Source organism: Paenibacillus sp. BIC5C1 (assembly GCF_032399705.1).
GTDB classification, from domain to species: Bacteria; Bacillota; Bacilli; order Paenibacillales; family Paenibacillaceae; genus Paenibacillus; species Paenibacillus taichungensis_A.
On the sequence record NZ_CP135922.1, the window covers coordinates 1,295,081 to 1,312,356 of the forward strand.

Here is a 17,276-nt window from a genome sequence, read left to right on the forward strand (position 1 = left end):
CTGGAATATCGGGCTGTATTGGTTCTGAAAGGGAAGCATGAAGTTCGAAATGGGTGGATGCCCACTTGATTGGTGTGCTCGATTAGCGGAATGGCGAATATGTTAAACATCCTCATGAAAGATGTATGTACCCTGTGTTAAACGTTTGCAAACAGCTGCTTTGTATATTTTAGAATAATTTGGCTTTTATCTAGATTTTATCACTCCACATGTAACTGTGCGTCTCAATATAGTCTCAACTTGTGAGAAAATAAGGTGTATGGAAAGTACCAGTATCTAGTACGGAGGACACAGATGGAAAACAGTAGTGAGGTTCAATACGACAGCCACTATGGTCATGGAAAACGTTTTGTGGGTCGAGCCAAGGAACTGATGATGTTGGACCGATGGCTTAGTAATCCGGAAGCACCTTTAACCATTTTTTCAGTTACGGGCATGGGGGGGATCGGTAAATCATCCTTACTGTCCGAGATGTTGTCTGTTGCTCGAAATCAGGGAGCAACCGCCATATGGATGGATGGCAGATCCTGCGGCTCTACACCGTCGGTCTTTTTGGAGTATCTCTCCTCTACATTGGGACTAGAGACGATGGGGAGTGATGGTAGCACGCGGCCATTGAGCCTGCTAAGTGAGACTTCAGTAAAGAGGCGGCTGGTCCTTGCTGTGGATAATTATGAAGAGTTGGCTCTTCTGGAGAGCTGGTTTATGGAAGTCTTCGTATCCAAGCTCCCGTTATATGGAGTACTTATTATTCTGGCCTCACGACCGGAGCCTGCTTCAGCGTGGCGGACACATCCAAGGTTGCGGCAGCGCCTCGTGCAGATGCCTCTTCAACATTTTACGGGTGAAGAAGTGTCCGAATATATTGCGGTGGCAGGATCATTGAACAGGAGCATGGCGGGGACAATTGCGCGTATGACAGATGGACATCCGCTGGGGCTGGCGCTTGCTGTGGAGGCTGCGGATCAGCGCAGGAATGTACCCATTTCCGATTGGAATGAATTGTCACAAATGATTAGTGCCAGACTGCTGCTTGAATTGACGCTGCCCCGCCTGCACCCGATGGTCGAGGTATTAACGCTGCTAGAAACAGCGAATCAGGAATTGCTATCATCCGTGCTGCAAACAGAGGTGACGCTTGAGGAATATAACGTCCTGAGACGTATGTCGTTTATCCGTTCCGGTCCTAATGGTCTGGCGCTGCATGATATGGCCAGATTACATCTGCTTCGCGATTTCCGCCAACGTGAGCCCCAGCGTGTGCTAGCCATGCGGGTGCGAATTGCAAGGCTGCTGAAGCCGCTCCATGAACAAGCTGGTCCACATGAGAGGCGCCAGATTACGAGGAAAATGCTACTGTTGTGCCAGGAATCCATGCTCCAGCACCGGAAGTATGCTGATGTATCGGCGGATTCACTATTTTCTCCCATGGAAGTGATGCGAGCAGAAGACTTGCCGGCGTTGCACAGATTGCTCCAACAGTGGTGTGAATATAGTGTAGAACCCTGGCAGGCGCCGTCTTATCCTGCTTTTTTAGACGAACTTGCACAGCGTTATCCTGAGGGGATTGTATTGATGCGTGACAAGGAAGGTGATCCAATCGCAATGTTCATTACGGTGCTCGTGCATCGGGAGAGCAGCGGGATGTTGTGCAGCTATTTTCCGGCCGAGATGCAAGAATGTTTCACACCGGACGAGCTGGATTGCGATCCGGACCAGACGGATACTCACTTTGCGGTACTCGCTGCAGCACGAGATGATGTGCCAGGTTACAAACGTGAAGAGCTTGTGGGTTATATGTCGCTGGATCGCCTGTCACTACTTGGAGAAGGGGCCAGGGTCATACTGATCGCAACCAATCCGCATCTGAAGCTGTTTTTGCAGAGTATTGGGTTTCGGAGTAAAAGAACACGCACTCGTTTGTGCGACTTGTATGAAGATCAAGCAGAAGTGCTGGATCTGGATCTACGCAGTGGACAATTTGGTGATTGGATGATGTCCCTCTTGGTTCCGGATACAAAGAGCAGTGGGTTACAACAGGGGACGTCTGGTGTGAGTCTGGTATCCTGGTCCGAACAGGATGTGCGCAAAATGCTGACTCATCTGCACTCTCCCGGAGAATTGCATGAGTATGCAGGGCGAGTGAATGGCATAACGGATGGCATTCATCTACAGTCGCATATTCTGGATTTGCTGGAGGGCCGGGTTCATGGTATCTCCCAACAGGATCAGCTGCTGTTATATACCGCCTATTGGACACATGCTGGCAATCCAACTGCCGCAGCACAGGCTTGTTCAATGAGCCGGGCGACATTCTATCGGCATCTGCGATCCGCTTTGATCCGATTGGCAAGAGTACTGTAGCGTGACAGAAAAAACACACAGTAACCGGCCTATCGAGCCAGTCCTGCGTGTTTTTTTAATGAAATAAATCTCAAGCAGATGACCATGAGATACAGGGTCAGTGAGGCTTTGGTTATTGAAATTGAAGCGTTAATGCGTTGTTCCTACTAACCAAGCGGCGAGTTCTTCCGTTTGGGTGAGAATGGCAATGGGGTCCCAATACCAGGAGCGATCGGCACCCCAGATATATACATGATCATTTTTGACGGCGTCCAATCGTCCCCAGATGGGGTCAGCCTTTAAATCTTCTATCGTCTGGTTATCTGTCGTTAGAACGATATAATCCCCAGCATATTTAGGCAAAACTTCCGTGGAGAGACTTGCCCAGCCTGGATCGGCTAACTCAGCGATTACCTCAGCTGGAGGTTTGAAACCAAGCACATTGTATATTACGGGTCCGCCCTTGCCATAGTTGGCGCCAACGGTTGAAATATCTTTCCCCATATATTCCAGAATGGAGAATGTGCTATCGGCAGGGATAACCTGGAGCACTCGTTCTTTCGCTGCGGCTGTGCGGCGGTCATAATCGGCAAGCCATGCCTTTGCTTCCTCTTGCTTACCTAGTAGCTCACCGAAATAACTGACTTCTTCATGCACGGTTTTGAATGAGGCATAGGGTACGATTACAGTCGGAGCAATTTTAGTTAACTGCTCATTCATTTCAGCGTACATATCATCCATAATAATCAGATCCGGCTCCATGGCAGCAATCTTCTCCAGGTTGCCGTTGCCATCTCCCAGATCCTCCACGTCTTTCAGCGCATCATGCAGGTAGGGGTTCGCAATGTGGTGACTTGATGTTCCGACAGGAGTTACACCCAGAGCGATCAGACTGCCCAAGTATTCACCCGCTACAATTCGTTTGGGTTGCAATGGGACTTCAATATCTCCTGTAACCGTGGACACGGTTTTGGTCTGTGGTTGCTCGGCAGTTGTAGTTCCAGCAGTTTGTCCTTGTTTGGTATTGGTCGGAGTTGTCGCATTCTCTGTTGCTCCCGAGGAGCTATTACCTGTAGCCTCCGTCCCGCAAGCGCTGACCAACAGCATAAAGCTAAGCAATAATACCGCCGTAATTGGTGGTCTTGATCCTCTATACATGTTCAATTCGTCCTCTCTATCCCTAGCTCGTTGATAATCATTATCATCTACAACAGTATAGCTGAGGGGTTTTGGAGGGCCAATGGATAATCTCATGGTTGTAGAAGGACTATCTTCTCGTTGGGTGGCTCTATGGTCCGCTCTGAAATGTGAGGGAGAGACACCTTTATACTTTTTGAATAACCTGCCCAGATAGTAGGGGTCCTGATAACCAACGCTGGATGCAATCTCTTTTAAGGTGGCATCCGTCTCCAGCAGCAATGCTGCCGTCTTTTCGATCCGTACTTTAATGAGATAATCAATCGGGCTGAGTCCGGTCCGGCTTTTAAAATAGGAGGAGAGATGCGGAACGCTATAATTCAGGTTCTCTGATAGTAATTCCAGCGTAATGGCTTCGGCGTATCGAGACTGAATAATCGTGATGATTTGCGCAGCCAGATCGCGTTTCTGAGAACGTACACCTTGAGTCTGCATCTGATTCATCAATTCAGTGATGAATTGAAAAAGCAGGCTCTTGGCACGCAAATGTCCAAGCGCTTCGGCTTTGCCCCATTCCTTATGCATGTCCGTCAAACAGCGATAGAGTATAACAGGTTCCGCAGGGATTAGGCTGTAGGTAACGTGGAAAGGACGCAGACGATCAGCTAGTGCTGCAAGTTCGCTATGGGCTGGCAGTGAAAGTTTTGCTTTATAATAAACGCAATAATATTCGAACTCTTCTTGTCCGGCTTCTACGTTCAGAATGCTTCCTTTACCCGCATGGAATATCTGAAAACGTCGTGTATTGTGTGATGTCTCATCGAGTATAATCTGAGCGCTTCCGCGGACAGACATGATAAAGACACTGGCAGGTAAGACATAGGGACGCGAAGTCTGACCTGCTCGGACTACCACACGGCGGATATCAAATATGTTGAAGGAAGCGTGATTCCACAACATCATGTGATTCTGTATCTCCATGTGCTATAACCAACCTTCTTCATCGAGGCTTAACCATTCTATGTATCATTCATTATAACGACATGAAGAGGCTGGTCATAGACCGAGCCTCTTCATGCGGTTATAGAGCGTTGCTCTTGAGATGCCGAGCTGCCGGGCGAGCGTTCTTTTGTTGCCTCCGGCGGCTTGCAGATATTGGAGCAGAAGTTTCGACTCATAGGCGTCCAAATGTTCCTGATACGATAGGGTCGACATATCCGTCGACTCCTCTCTTTTTCCTTCGTGTATTGGAACAGGTGGGTCCGTGCTACCTGGGAAAGGAGACGATCCCGATTCAAGACGAGGCTGAGTATGAAGCTGCACCGTCTCGTGCCAAATGGATGCTGCCTGATCCACGGATGAAATGAAGGTGTCAGGGAGATATTCAGGCTTAACCTCGCCATCCGTGGTGAGAATGGTGATTCGTTCAATCACATTTCTTAATTCCCGTACATTACCCGGCCAGTCATACTGGAATAACAGCTTGAACACCTCAGGAGGAACCAGTTCAATATGACGATTATAGAGCAAGGAAAACTCTTGCAGGAAGGTCTGTGTCAACTCGTAAATATCTTCCTTGCGCATACGCAGGGGAGGAATGACGAGATTAATGACATTCAGTCGATAGTAAAGATCTTCTCGGAACTGATTGCGGGCAATCATGCCCAGCAGATTCTGATTGGTTGCAGCGATAATCCGGCAGCTTGCCTGTTTCATGCGTGTTCCACCAACAGGGAAGTAACTTTTCTCCTGCAATACACGTAATAGCTTCACCTGAAGCTCCAACGGCATTTCTCCTATCTCATCCAAAAAGAGCGTGCCGCCTTCAGCGAGTTCAATTTTCCCTTTTTTTCCTTTGGGATCAGCCCCTGAAAATGCACCCTTTTCGTACCCGAATAATTCACTCTCAAATAATGAACCAGGAATAGCTCCGCAGTTAATGGCGATAAATGGCGCTGTTTGCGGTTCTCGCAGGTCATGAATGGCTTTGGCGAATAGCTCCTTGCCCGTTCCGCTTTCTCCAAGAATGAGTACAGTAGCTGAGGTGGTACTAATCTTGCGAATAGTCTCCAGACACTGGTTAATTACAGGACTGCTGCCCTTGATTCGGGCAAATGGATCGGAATCCGGGCGCAGACGGGCAACGGCTTTCTCCAGATGCTGGACTTTGGATGTCATATGTAATAACTCTTGATGTAGACGGATTTCGGTTGTTATATCCACTTCGGCGGCAACCGCGCCTACAATACGTCCATCGAGATGTACCGGACGTGCATTAATGAGTGCGAACAAATCGGGTCTTGGCTGGTGCTGCTTTCGATATACAGTTTCTCCTGTATACAACGTTTTGAGTGATTGAAGGCGATCCGGGGGGAAGAAATCCGCTGCCGGTTTTCCAATGATATCTTTTTTGTGAATGGAAAAAACATGCTCCGCACCCGATGTCCAGTAGGTCACCTTTGCTTCTTCATTAATCAATGTCAGAGCTGAGCCTGCCGTCTCCAGTGTGGTCTCAAAATAAGCTTCCATAAGCCGATGAGCATGCATCATTTCTTGTAAAACATCGGATACAGCGATATAGCCCAATAGAGGTCCATCATCCTGAATTAACAGATAAGGACTTGTGTTGAATAGCGGTAATGCTTCTGCCAACGTTGTAGAGGAAGAGATGACAGTCATGGAGAGGCCTGCATCCAGGGTTCTCATATCTGTACGTAATAAGGTCATCAAGTCTGGAAGTAAATGTTTCATCGGTATATCACCTCAGCTAGAGCATAACTTTCGGAAACTACACCTGTTCCAGGAAATGCTAACAAGTGGTCTGCATATGAAATGATTGGGAGAATGATGGTTACCCATATTATAGCCTTCCAAATGCAGTGTGTATATATTTTTTGACATGAAGCATACATGTTGTCGATGTAGAAGAGAAGATTATGGATTTATTATTATTGTTATGCGCTTTCATTTTTGCAGTTTAGGAATAATTGTTAATTTACATGAAGTGATTCGCTTTTAGAGTGAGTTTTGAGTGATTATAACTGACATTGAAGACGGTTTTTTTCTGGCAGGTTTCAAACAATATGACTCGGAATGAGCGAAGTTTACGCAAGAACACAAAAGGGTTGTGTCCAGAAAAGTAGACATTTTAAATTGGGGATGCTCATTTTTTAGACATTAAGAGATGGGTCGAAGAGAAGAAAAGTGGGATGCTCTGGGATGTTATACACGACAGAAAAAAACCATGTGCTGAAAGAAAGTGGCAGCATGGTTTTTGTGTTCTCATTATTGTGTTTTGGATCAATGGATTCAGCAATGGGATTATCTGAACATGTTTTTGACCACCATCCAGAGATTTGCTGGTTTCTCGGCCAGACGGCGGGTGTAGTACGGGTACCACATGGTTCCATAGGGTACGTAACAACGAATGCGATATCCTTCTCTGGCCAGGCGTTCCTGTTCGCCCATACGCAAGCCGTACAACATTTGAAATTCAAATGCATCCGGGGAGATTCCACGATCTTTCGCATATTGCTTGGTCCAGGCAATAATATGGTCATCATGTGAGGCAACCGCAGTATATACACCCTGATCGAGATGATTGCGAATCATCGTTTTGAATTGATCAATCACTTCTGAAGTGTTCTGATAAGCTACGGATGCAGGTTCCTTGTAAGCACCTTTGACCAGACGCAGCCGGATTCCTTCCCGAATCATATCACGTGTATCTTCCACGGTACGATGCAAGTAAGCCTGCAATACCGTACCTGTATTATCCAGTCCTTCCGAGTGTAGACGGCGCACAATATCCAAAGTCGCTTGGGTAAACGGGCTGTCCTCCATATCGATCCTTACAAACAGATGATGCAGCTTCGCTTGGGTGGCAACGGCACGTATATTTCGATAACCTTCCTCAGGGTCCAGCGCGAGTCCCATTTGGGTTGGTTTTAGCGAGACATTGGAGTCCGCACCCTGACGGGCAATGCCTTCCACCAGACGTATATACTCATCACGATACAGCCCAGCTTCTCTTAAATGGGTAATGCCCTCGCCCAGATGATCCAGTGTAGCCATAATGCCTTTGTTGTTGAGTACCCGAATCTCTTCGAGAGCTTCTTCCAGTGTGTTGCCTGCGATAAACTTGCCAGCCAGCTTTTTGCCGTATTTGATGGAGAGATTCTCCACAGCTTTATTGCCTGCGACGGTCAGCAGCGTTTTACGGTACATTTCCGTTCCGATACTCATCGGGGTTCCTCCTTATGGATCATGTTTCTTTATAACAAAGTTATCAAGCAATAATCATGCCAAGGTTATTCTGCATAAAAAATATTCCTCTTCAACCGGAGTTGGCATGGATCTTGCTACATATATTTGGTGATGAGTAAAATGCATGGCAGCTCAGGCAAACAGTCAGCGAACCCCCACATCTGAAGGAGGAAATCATTCATGAATATCCCTTTTGTTAACGAACCATTCACATCCTTTGCAGTCCCGGCCAACCGGGAAGCTTTTGAGAACGCACTTCGTAAGGTGGAGGCTGAACTTGGGCAAGAATACTCCATTATTATTGGTGGACAAAAAATAACAAGCGCCCGCACGTTATCCTCCGTGAATCCTGCGTACAAAAATCAGATTGTCGGAAAGATCTATCAGGCTGATCAAGAGCTTGCCGAGCAGGCCATCCAAACGGCTGCGGAAACATTCCGCACCTGGAAACATACGGACCCGAATGAACGTGCCCGTTATTTGTACAAAGCAGCGGCGCTCATGCGGCGTCGTAAGCATGAATTCTCCGCTTGGATGGTGTACGAAGCAGGCAAAACATGGCCAGAAGCGGATGCGGATACAGCGGAAGCTATTGATTTTATGGAGTTTTACGCCCGTGAGATGCAGCGTATGAGTGAACCGCAGCCGCTCACAAGAATTGCAGGCGAAGATAATGAATTGAGTTATATTCCGCTTGGTGTGGGGATTGTAATTCCGCCATGGAACTTCCCGCTCGCGATTATGGCGGGCATGACTTCTGCTGCTTTGGTATCGGGCAACACGGTTGTATTGAAGCCAGCCAGTACAACACCGGTAATTGCCGCCAAATTCATGGAGCTACTTGCCGAAGTGGGTGTGCCGGACGGCGTAGTGAACTATTTGCCAGGACCTGGAAGCGAAGTTGGCGATTATCTGGTGGACCATGCACTCACCCGCTTCATCAGCTTCACAGGCTCCCGGGATGTCGGTCTGCGGATCAATGAACGTGCAGCACGCACCGCGCCGGGACAAAAATGGATTAAACGGGTGATTGCTGAAATGGGCGGCAAGGACTCAATTGTTGTAGATAGCGACAGTGATCTGGAATTGGCCGCAGAATCCATCACAGCTTCCGCGTTTGGCTTCTCGGGACAGAAGTGCTCTGCGTGTTCCCGTGCCATTATTCATAAAGATGTATATGACGAGGTATTACAAAAAGTGATTGAACGAACCAAGCAGCTGAGCATGGGTAGTCCGCTTGAAGTCGGAAATCAGGTAGGTCCGGTTATCGATGACAAGGCGTATGCCAAGATCACAGAATATATTGAAATAGGCAAGGGTGAAGGACGCCTTGTACTCGGGGGTAGTACTGGGAACGAGGCAGGTTATTTCATTGAACCGACCATTATTGCTGATGTGGACCCGCAAGCACGGATTTCACAGGAGGAGATTTTCGGACCGGTGTTGGCCTTTATCAAGGCAGAATCTTTCGGGGATGCACTGGATATTGCCAATAATACCGATTATGGACTGACAGGTGCAGTGATCTCTCGCAATCGCGAACATCTGGAACAAGCCAGACGGGAATTTTTTGCGGGTAATCTATATTTCAACCGTAAATGCACAGGTGCACTGGTGGGGACACATCCATTTGGAGGGTTTAATATGTCAGGAACGGATTCCAAGGCAGGGGGAAGGGACTACTTGCTGCTGTTCACCCAAGCGAAGTTGGTATCGGAGAAATATTAAGTTGAGAAATTGGGTTTGGGCCCGCTGACAATCACTTGGTTTTTATGCTATCATTTCCTGAAAATAGTCTTTGTTCGTCAGTATACTGTAGTAGCTTGAGCAGCGCTTAAGGGGGGAGACGGATGTTAGGATTTCAGTTGGTGCAGGAGGGGCGTATTCGATTATCCATTACGCCGGAGATGAAGCAATCCATTCATCTGCTGACCTTATCGGGTCAGGAATTGGCTAGATATTTGCAGGAAGCTGCGGATGAAAATCCGGTGCTTGAGCTAGAAGAGCCCTCTACCCTGCGCACCCGTCTTCCCCGACGATTGAGTCAGGAGAGGTTCTCCTCTTATGATCCACTGTTACAGATGAAAGAGGCTGAACCTACACTTGAACAACTGTTGATATCTCAGCTTCGGTTGCAGAATGTTCCACGAGCAATGGAGACAACAGCTATGTATTTAGCTGGTTGTGTCAACGATGATGGCTATCTGACGATGGAATTGACGGATGTTGTATCGGCAAGAGGTGTATCGATGCCGGAAGCTGAAGCTGCTCTGCATATTCTACAATCGCTGGACCCCGCAGGTGTGGGCGCACGAAATTTGCGTGAATGCTTGTTGCTTCAGATTAGGCGTGATCCAGTAGCTAACCAGCATGCGGAGCACATGGTGGAGAAAGGGCTGGAAGAGTTGGTTCGTTTCCATCCAGGAAGAGCGGGAACAAGACTGGGGATTACGTCGCAGCAGGCTCAGGCAGCCTATGACTATATTGCTTGTCTTGACCCGAAACCTTGTCGATCCGTCGGGTGTACGGAACGTGCACATTATATTATTCCGGATGCCGTTGTGCAGATAAAGGGTGATGAGCTTTCTCTACGTTTAAATTCTGCGGGTGTGCCGCGGGTATCCCTGAATGAAGCTTGTTGCCGCTGGATAAGGAAGAATGATGCAGACGAGGTCTGGTTAGGTCGGGCAGCAGAGGCAAGAGCGATCATTCGCAGCGTGGGCATGCGTCGCCGAACCCTGATGCGTGTCCTGGCGGCGATCATGAGTGAACAGGAACCTTTTTTGCGTGAAGGACCTGCCGGATTGAAGCCGCTCAATCTGGCGATCATTGCCGAGGCCATCGGTATGCATGAGTCGACGGTGAGCCGTGCAGTCAATGGCAAATACGTTCAGACACCGCATGGTGTGTTTGAGCTCAAGGCTTTTTTTGCAACAGGACTTGAAACAACGAACGGAGAAATGACCTCTGCACCGGCGGTGAAGCTCAGACTAAAAGAACTGATTCGTTCTGAACGGGCGGAACGCCCCTACTCCGATAGCCAACTGGCATCATTACTCGCGAATGAAGGCATCGTTATCTCCCGCAGAACGGTTGCGAAATACAGGGAAGAGCTTCAGATATTGCCTTCACTTGAACGTAAGCGATGGGCATGAATGGTGTTTACTCTTATTATATATCCTAAACAAGTAACCCCCGCGAGCCGTGGTAACGGTCTGCGGGGGTTGTTCGTCTCGGTTTAACAGAGATCAAAAGGCCGCTCTGTCATCGGAGTGTCAGTGTAAATATTCATTAGTTGAACTTAAAAGCTTTTAAACAGCTTACTAGCGTTCCATATTATGCAGGAAGTGCTCACCTGCAATACCAGGAGTAGTCATTTGCTCCGGATGCAAAATTTCTTCCAGTTCTTCCGGCGTCAGCAGACCCCGTTCCAGAATAATCTCCTGCAAAGTGTTTCCAGTCTTCAATGCTTCCTTCACAATGGAGGCTGCCACATCATAACCCAGATGTGGATTGAGCGCTGTAATTACACTAAAGCTCTGTTTCATGATCAATGCACAACGCTCACGGTTCGCTTCCATTTCTTCAACGGCATAACGAGTGAAGACGTCGATGCCGTTATTCATGATTTTCAGTGATTGCAGCAAGTTGAACGCAATAACAGGGCCCATGACGTTCAATTCGAATTGACCGGCTTCACAGGCCATGCAGATCGTATGGTCGTTCCCCATTACCTGGAAGGATACCTGATTGATCACTTCCGCCATAACCGGATTCACTTTGCCTGGCATAATGGACGAACCTGGCTGACGCGGTGGCAGACGAAGCTCATTGAATCCTGCACGTGGACCCGAAGCCATCATGCGAATATCGTTACAGATTTTGGACAGACTGACAGCACATACTTTCAGTGCAGCCGACAATTCCAGATAGGCATCCGTATTCTGTGTGGCATCCACAAGATCTTCAGCCGTTTGCAAATTCAATCCTGTCACATCGGACAGATGCTCCGTTACCTTAATGATGTATTCCGGTTTGGCGTTGAGACCTGTACCTACAGCGGTCGCACCCAAGTTAATGGTGAGCAGGCGACGATTTGCGAATTCAAGGCGCTCGATATCACGTCCGATCACGCGCGCATAGGCACCGAACTCTTGTCCAAGACGAATAGGCACGGCATCCTGAAGATGTGTCCGACCTACCTTGACTACATCGTTAAATTCCTGTTCTTTTTTGCGGAACGCATCCTGCAGACTTTTCATCGTATCCAGCAGCGTTTCAGACAACCGATACGCAGCAATACGCAGTGCAGTTGGGATCACGTCATTGGTGGATTGGGACATGTTCACATGGTTATTCGGGTTACAGTGGAAATAGTCACCCTTGTTCTGCAATAGCAGTTCCAGTCCACGATTGGCCAGAATTTCATTCATATTCATATTCATGGAGGTGCCTGCACCGCCCTGAATGGAGTCAACAATAAAATGATCTAAATGATGGCCTTTCATCATTTCTTCAGCAGCCATGACGATAACATCGCCAATTTTGCGTGGCAGCATCTTCAGCTCCATATTCGTGATTGCCGCAGCTTTTTTCACCGCAGCCAGAGCTGTAACCAGCTCTCGGTGTACAGGAACGCCGGTAATCGGGAAGTTCTCTACAGCCCGAATCGTCTGTATTCCGTAATAAGCATAAGCAGGAATTTCTTTTTCTCCAATAAAATCTTTTTCCGTCCTTGTGGACAATGTAGACATTTCGTTCGCCTCCAGTGGCATCCAAAAATAGGTCTGCTCCGGCAATGCCGAAGCGCACTCAGTATATCATTTAAGCAAAATGGATGCCAAGCTAAATCATTTCACCCAACTTGCCGATAAATAATTTAAATTAAGGATATCACCTTGGCAGACTGCAAAGGTTCAGTCAGTCAAAACTCGTCTTATCAATTATGCTCCACTTAGAGGAGAAGTCATGCATGATGAATTAGATGGGGGAGAATTTGTCGTTTTCAGTGATCTAAATCACATGTTATTTGGTTATCTACTGGTAAAATAGGAAAAAAGGACTATGAGGTGTGAATATGAAATGGACTTTAGGCGCAAAAACCGTCGCAGGTTTGGTACTGATTTCACTGATTACGTACGGAACTAGCGGCTTTTTTATATTTTTCCTTCAGGACTGGCTCTCGTTCTCCATGCCAAGCTGGTTATATATATCTATCGTACTCATCATGGGTGTATGCTGGAATGCGATTCTGGGCTGGTTTGCCTCTCGTTGGTTGACTCGTCCAATTGTACATTTGTCCCGTGCGGCACAACAAGTCTCATCGGGGGATTTGACAGCTGAGATCCCAGAGCGGCGTACACAGGATGAAATTACTGTATTATATGATGCTTTTCGCGTAATGGTTTTTAATTTGAGAAGTATTGTAAACGATATTACAGATAGTACACGTACTACCTCACAGAATGCACAGTCACTTAGCGAAGCAATCGCCCAGGCAGCGGAGCAGATCGAAATGATGTCTGATGCGGTTGATCATATTGCTGTGGGTGTGGAAGAGCAGAAGACGACATCACATCAGTCATTGATTACAGCGGATGAGATGTTGAACGATTTTCAGCGTATGCACAGTCAGTCCATCGGGATGACAGAGATGTCAGGCCAAATGGAACGTTCGGTAGATCATACGAAACAGACCTTCTCTTCTTTGATGAAAGGAATGGACGAGCTGACGGAATCTCACAATCGTTCCCGAGACATCATGGTGCTGCTCGAGAAGGAAGCCTCGGACATTGAAGCCATTACTCAGTCCGTCAAAAACATTGCAGAGGAAACAGGGCTGCTCGCTCTGAATGCTTCCATTGAGGCTGCGCGTGCGGGAGAAGAAGGTGCAGGATTTGCTGTCGTGGCTCAACAGATTCGTAAGCTGGCAGATGAGAGCAAACAATCGGTGCATCGGATTAATGAGCTGATCAGCCGCGTACAACAGCGGATTAAAGATACAGCTCAACTGATTCATGAACAGCATGGCCTGGTTGTGAATGAATCTGAGCGCACGATCTCTGTTGATCAGACTTTGCAGGAGCTTACAGGTACGGTAGAGGTATTTATGAAGGGTGCTCATGAAATCGGCTCCAAAATTGGGGAACAGACCAGCCGCGTGGAACAAACGCACGGTCATGTGAAAAAGATTCAAGGGAAAGCTGGATCATTCTCGGATGAGGCGAGACGGATCATGGATGCGGCACATGAAGAGACGGCAATCATGCAGGAGATTTCATCCTCGGCTGAAGAGTTAAGACAGTTAACAGATCGATTAATGGACAAAACGAAAGCATTTCGGATGCAGCCTTGAGCTGTTTCCGGGGTGTTTTTTTGCTTATTATGGTTAAAGCCGAACGTTCTTTCGTAGAAACTGAAATATGTAAAGATTTTTTTATGAAACATTAACAAATTCGCAACGCTTGGGCGATAAATGAAGATATAATGGTAGTATTCCACTACAGATTAAGGAGCCCAGCATATTGAAAACTTGGACAGGTATCCTGCTGATGATTATTTTGGCGGTAGCGACGATTAGTACAACTTCGTCTGCCAGAACCATGAATGAATCGCAAAAACAGCTTAACATAGATGATCAATCCAGCCAGACCTCAGCGGTCGTGGCCTCCAATATAGAAACAATGAATGAAGCAGCATTTACAACGAAGGAATCGATTCCTGTTAAGGGAGAGTACGTTTCGGTTGCTCCGGAAAATGAGAATGTAAGACTGTACCCCATGAAAGTTGAAGGTTCAGGATATATATACAACGGAATGGTGTTAGAAGTGAACGGCAAGAAACGTGAATTCAGTAAATGGCAAGGAGAAGGCGGCTCCTACAAACCCGAAGTGCACGAACTGGATCTGAATGGAGATGGCAAGAAGGAGATTGTTGTGTTGTTTACAGCCGGTCACGGAACAGGCATCTATCTGGGAGAAGCGCATATTATCAATCCAGATACGCTGGAAGAGATGAAGATGCAATCACTGGATGAAATTGTAAAGCAGCATGTAAATTCGAACGTCAGTGTTGCACCAGGTCAGGTGACGATCAACGTTACCGTTGATGGTGTACATGCAGAACCTTCTCTGATGGAGGAAGACACGAGCGAGGGAGTTTATAACGAGGAACTCAAGTTCGGCGGTGTTGTTTACTACAGTGTGGAGAATGGCAAGTTGGTTGTGTCGGCATCCGGTGCATATGGTATGGGTTTATATGACGGTGATCTAAACTTTGCCTATTACTATAAAGATGGCGAGTGGCAGGCTGTGGACTTGGAATACAGCACGGAAGAGTATGAGGATGAGTACTATGAATCTTTTGATTGAACGGAAGTAAGCAGAAAAGAGCGGCATTGATGAGAACAATGATAAAAAAATATGTCCCCACGGTCTGAAATGACAGAGGGAAACGGGTGAGGCTGAAAAAAATGATGAACCTTTAGCCTCGCTTTGTGCTATCCAAAATCGAATTTTATTTCAGAAATTTTCCATGAAATGGTTGACACAAACACTTTAGTCGTTTAAATGTATAAAGGATGGAACTCATCTATTTCATACTTTCACTTTCAGGAGGGATCATTAATGAAGAAGAAGGTCGTATTGGGTTTAATGGTGGGTACACTAACACTCGGCATCGGCACTGGAGCACTTGCAGCAACGGGTCTGGAACCGATCAAAGCGTATTTGAACAGCAAGATATCTCTGAAATTAAATGGGACAACGGTAACAGCCAAAGATGCTAATGGCAAAACGGTATTGCCGATTACTTACAACGGAACGACCTATTTGCCAGTGCGTGCAGTCGGCACGCTGCTCGGTACGGAAATTACGTATGACAGCGCAACATCATCCGTTAACATTGGCAGCAGTAATGAATCTGCACCACCATCCGAAACTGGCAAGCTGACATTAAGCTCGCTTGGAACTGCAGCCTTGGGCACCTCCGACTGGCATACCAAGGATCCGGCCGAAACGGCGTACAAAGGCAAAGATTACAAAGATGTATACCTGCATACCGACACAGCCAAGCAAGGCAAGAGCTTCCAAGTCATGACCCAGAAAAAGTATGCCAAGCTGCATCTCGATCTGGCTGTTCTTGGCGGTTCACAGAAGCTTGAGATTATGGACGAGAACAATACAACGCTCAAGACAGTATCGCTTGCCCCTGAAGACGGTTTGATTGGGGTAGACGTGGATGTTGCAGACACAGATTTCATCTTTGTTGAAATCGTTGATGAGGCCCCGGGCTCCTCTCTGTTTGTTCCATTGACGACCTCATATTTAACCAAAAAATAAACGAGATAATAAAAACGATTATCGCTTATGCATTGCCGGACGGTTATTCCGGACTGGCATAGCGATAATCGTTTTTTCGTTCTTTTGGGACGTATGATCTGGTTAGCGAATTACGGTATCGAGCGGTTTGAGATTTGCTTCGATCTCTGCACGGCGACCTTCAAGGAATGGAGGCAATGCCAGGGACTCTCCAAGATAAGCCAGTTCTTCATCCGTGTCGAACCCGGGACCATCGGTTGCCAGCTCGAACAGAATGCCATTAGCTTCACGGAAGTACAGGGAGCGGAAGTAGAAACGGTCTACGAAACCGGAATTCGGGAATCGGAAATTATGAACCCGTTCCACCCATTGTTTCAGTTCTTCTTCATTATCGACCCGGAAGGCAACATGGTGCACACTGCCTCGACCAGGGCGTTCTTGGGTAAGGTCATTTCGTTCTTCGACATGCACCTCGGAGCCGCTACCACCTTCACCGGATTCGAAGACGAGTACATCGGGTTGGCCTGCGACAAAAGCAGGATAGGTTCCTTTTTGACGGAAGCCGAGCAGTTCGGTAAGAACTGGAGTGGTAAGAGAGGCATCTTTAACGGTAAGATGCACTGGGCCTAAGCCGACAATGCCATACTCGACAGGCACAGGGCTTTGATCCCAAGGTTTGCCCCCGGCAACACCTGTATTGTGTTCATCAGAAACAAGGATCAGACGTTGTCCCTCAAAGTCTGTAAACGAGAGAGTGGCCCGCCCCCCACGTTCGGTGATTTCTCCATGAGGAACATCGAATTCTTCAAAACGCTGTTGCCAGTACGCAAGGGCTGCATCGCTAGGAACACGAAGTGACGTTGCTGAGATGCTGTTCACGCCTTCACGTGTCTGTCCGGCCATTGGAATTTCAAAGAAGGTAAGTTCAGTACCGGGATTCCCTTTTTCATCTCCATAGAAGAGGTGGTAGACTGAAACATCATCCTGGTTGACTGTTTTTTTGATCAATCGCAATCCCATGACGTTGGTGTAGAACCGATAATTCTCAGTGGCGTGAGCAGTCAGTGCAGATACATGGTGAAGTCCTTTGATTTGCATTATAAATTCCTCCTGGTTATATATGTTCAACTAATGAGTGTTTACACAGGCACTCCGATGACAGAACAATCGGAAAGCTTCTTCAGTTTATTTCTGTCCTCTCCGTTATCGTGT

Annotated in this window: 11 protein-coding genes; 6 read left to right on the plus strand and 5 right to left on the minus strand. The window is 47.3% G+C overall.

The features are described from left to right. Positions 1-294: 294 nt before the first annotated feature. Entirely contained in the window at positions 295-2,364 is a 2,070-nt protein-coding gene (locus RS891_RS05855; protein ID WP_315794751.1) for an nSTAND1 domain-containing NTPase, read from the plus strand. Between the two features lie 129 nt (positions 2,365-2,493). Here the strand turns inward: RS891_RS05855 and RS891_RS05860 are convergent, their stop codons facing one another. The 3 genes from RS891_RS05860 to RS891_RS05870 all read right to left on the minus strand — a co-directional run bounded on the left by RS891_RS05860 (position 2,494) and on the right by RS891_RS05870 (position 7,725). Continuing rightward, positions 2,494-4,443 (minus strand): AraC family transcriptional regulator, encoded by a 1,950-nt coding sequence (locus tag RS891_RS05860; protein ID WP_258530702.1) that lies wholly within the window; start codon positions 4,441-4,443, stop codon positions 2,494-2,496. 93 nt (positions 4,444-4,536) lie between these two features. Further along, positions 4,537-6,231, minus strand: a complete 1,695-nt coding sequence (locus RS891_RS05865) for a sigma-54 interaction domain-containing protein (RefSeq protein WP_113054144.1) — start codon at positions 6,229-6,231, stop codon at positions 4,537-4,539. A 570-nt stretch (positions 6,232-6,801) separates the two neighbouring features. After that, positions 6,802-7,725 (minus strand): proline dehydrogenase family protein, encoded by a 924-nt coding sequence (locus RS891_RS05870; protein WP_113054145.1) that lies wholly within the window; start codon positions 7,723-7,725, stop codon positions 6,802-6,804. A gap of 201 nt (positions 7,726-7,926) precedes the next feature. Between RS891_RS05870 and pruA the strand changes: the two genes are divergently transcribed. Together pruA and rpoN are read left to right on the plus strand one after the other, a co-directional pair. Beyond that, positions 7,927-9,474, plus strand: coding sequence for an L-glutamate gamma-semialdehyde dehydrogenase (gene pruA, locus RS891_RS05875; RefSeq protein WP_113054146.1), 1,548 nt, complete (start codon positions 7,927-7,929; stop codon positions 9,472-9,474). Between the two features lie 122 nt (positions 9,475-9,596). Continuing rightward, positions 9,597-10,901, plus strand: coding sequence for an RNA polymerase factor sigma-54 (gene rpoN, locus RS891_RS05880; protein WP_113054147.1), 1,305 nt, complete (start codon positions 9,597-9,599; stop codon positions 10,899-10,901). Between the two features lie 168 nt (positions 10,902-11,069). Here the strand turns inward: rpoN and RS891_RS05885 are convergent, their stop codons facing one another. Continuing rightward, on the minus strand, positions 11,070-12,500 hold the full coding sequence (locus tag RS891_RS05885) for an aspartate ammonia-lyase (RefSeq protein ID WP_315794752.1): 1,431 nt from the start codon (positions 12,498-12,500) through the stop codon (positions 11,070-11,072). Positions 12,501-12,823: 323 nt separating this feature from the next. Here RS891_RS05885 and RS891_RS05890 point away from each other — a divergent pair, with 323 nt between their 5' ends. The 3 genes from RS891_RS05890 (at position 12,824) to RS891_RS05900 (ending at position 16,085) form a co-directional block, all read left to right on the plus strand. Continuing rightward, the gene (locus RS891_RS05890) at positions 12,824-14,101 is read left to right on the plus strand and encodes a methyl-accepting chemotaxis protein (RefSeq protein WP_113054149.1); all 1,278 of its coding nucleotides are present in this window, start codon (positions 12,824-12,826) and stop codon (positions 14,099-14,101) included. A gap of 169 nt (positions 14,102-14,270) precedes the next feature. Further along, positions 14,271-15,116 (plus strand): hypothetical protein, encoded by an 846-nt coding sequence (locus RS891_RS05895; RefSeq protein WP_315794753.1) that lies wholly within the window; start codon positions 14,271-14,273, stop codon positions 15,114-15,116. A 255-nt stretch (positions 15,117-15,371) separates the two neighbouring features. Continuing rightward, the gene (locus tag RS891_RS05900) at positions 15,372-16,085 is read left to right on the plus strand and encodes a stalk domain-containing protein (protein ID WP_113054151.1); all 714 of its coding nucleotides are present in this window, start codon (positions 15,372-15,374) and stop codon (positions 16,083-16,085) included. Positions 16,086-16,187: 102 nt separating this feature from the next. Here RS891_RS05900 and RS891_RS05905 read toward each other — a convergent pair whose 3' ends face one another. Then, positions 16,188-17,162, minus strand: a complete 975-nt coding sequence (locus tag RS891_RS05905) for a ring-cleaving dioxygenase (RefSeq protein WP_113054152.1) — start codon at positions 17,160-17,162, stop codon at positions 16,188-16,190. Between the last annotated feature and the right edge of the window lie 114 nt (positions 17,163-17,276).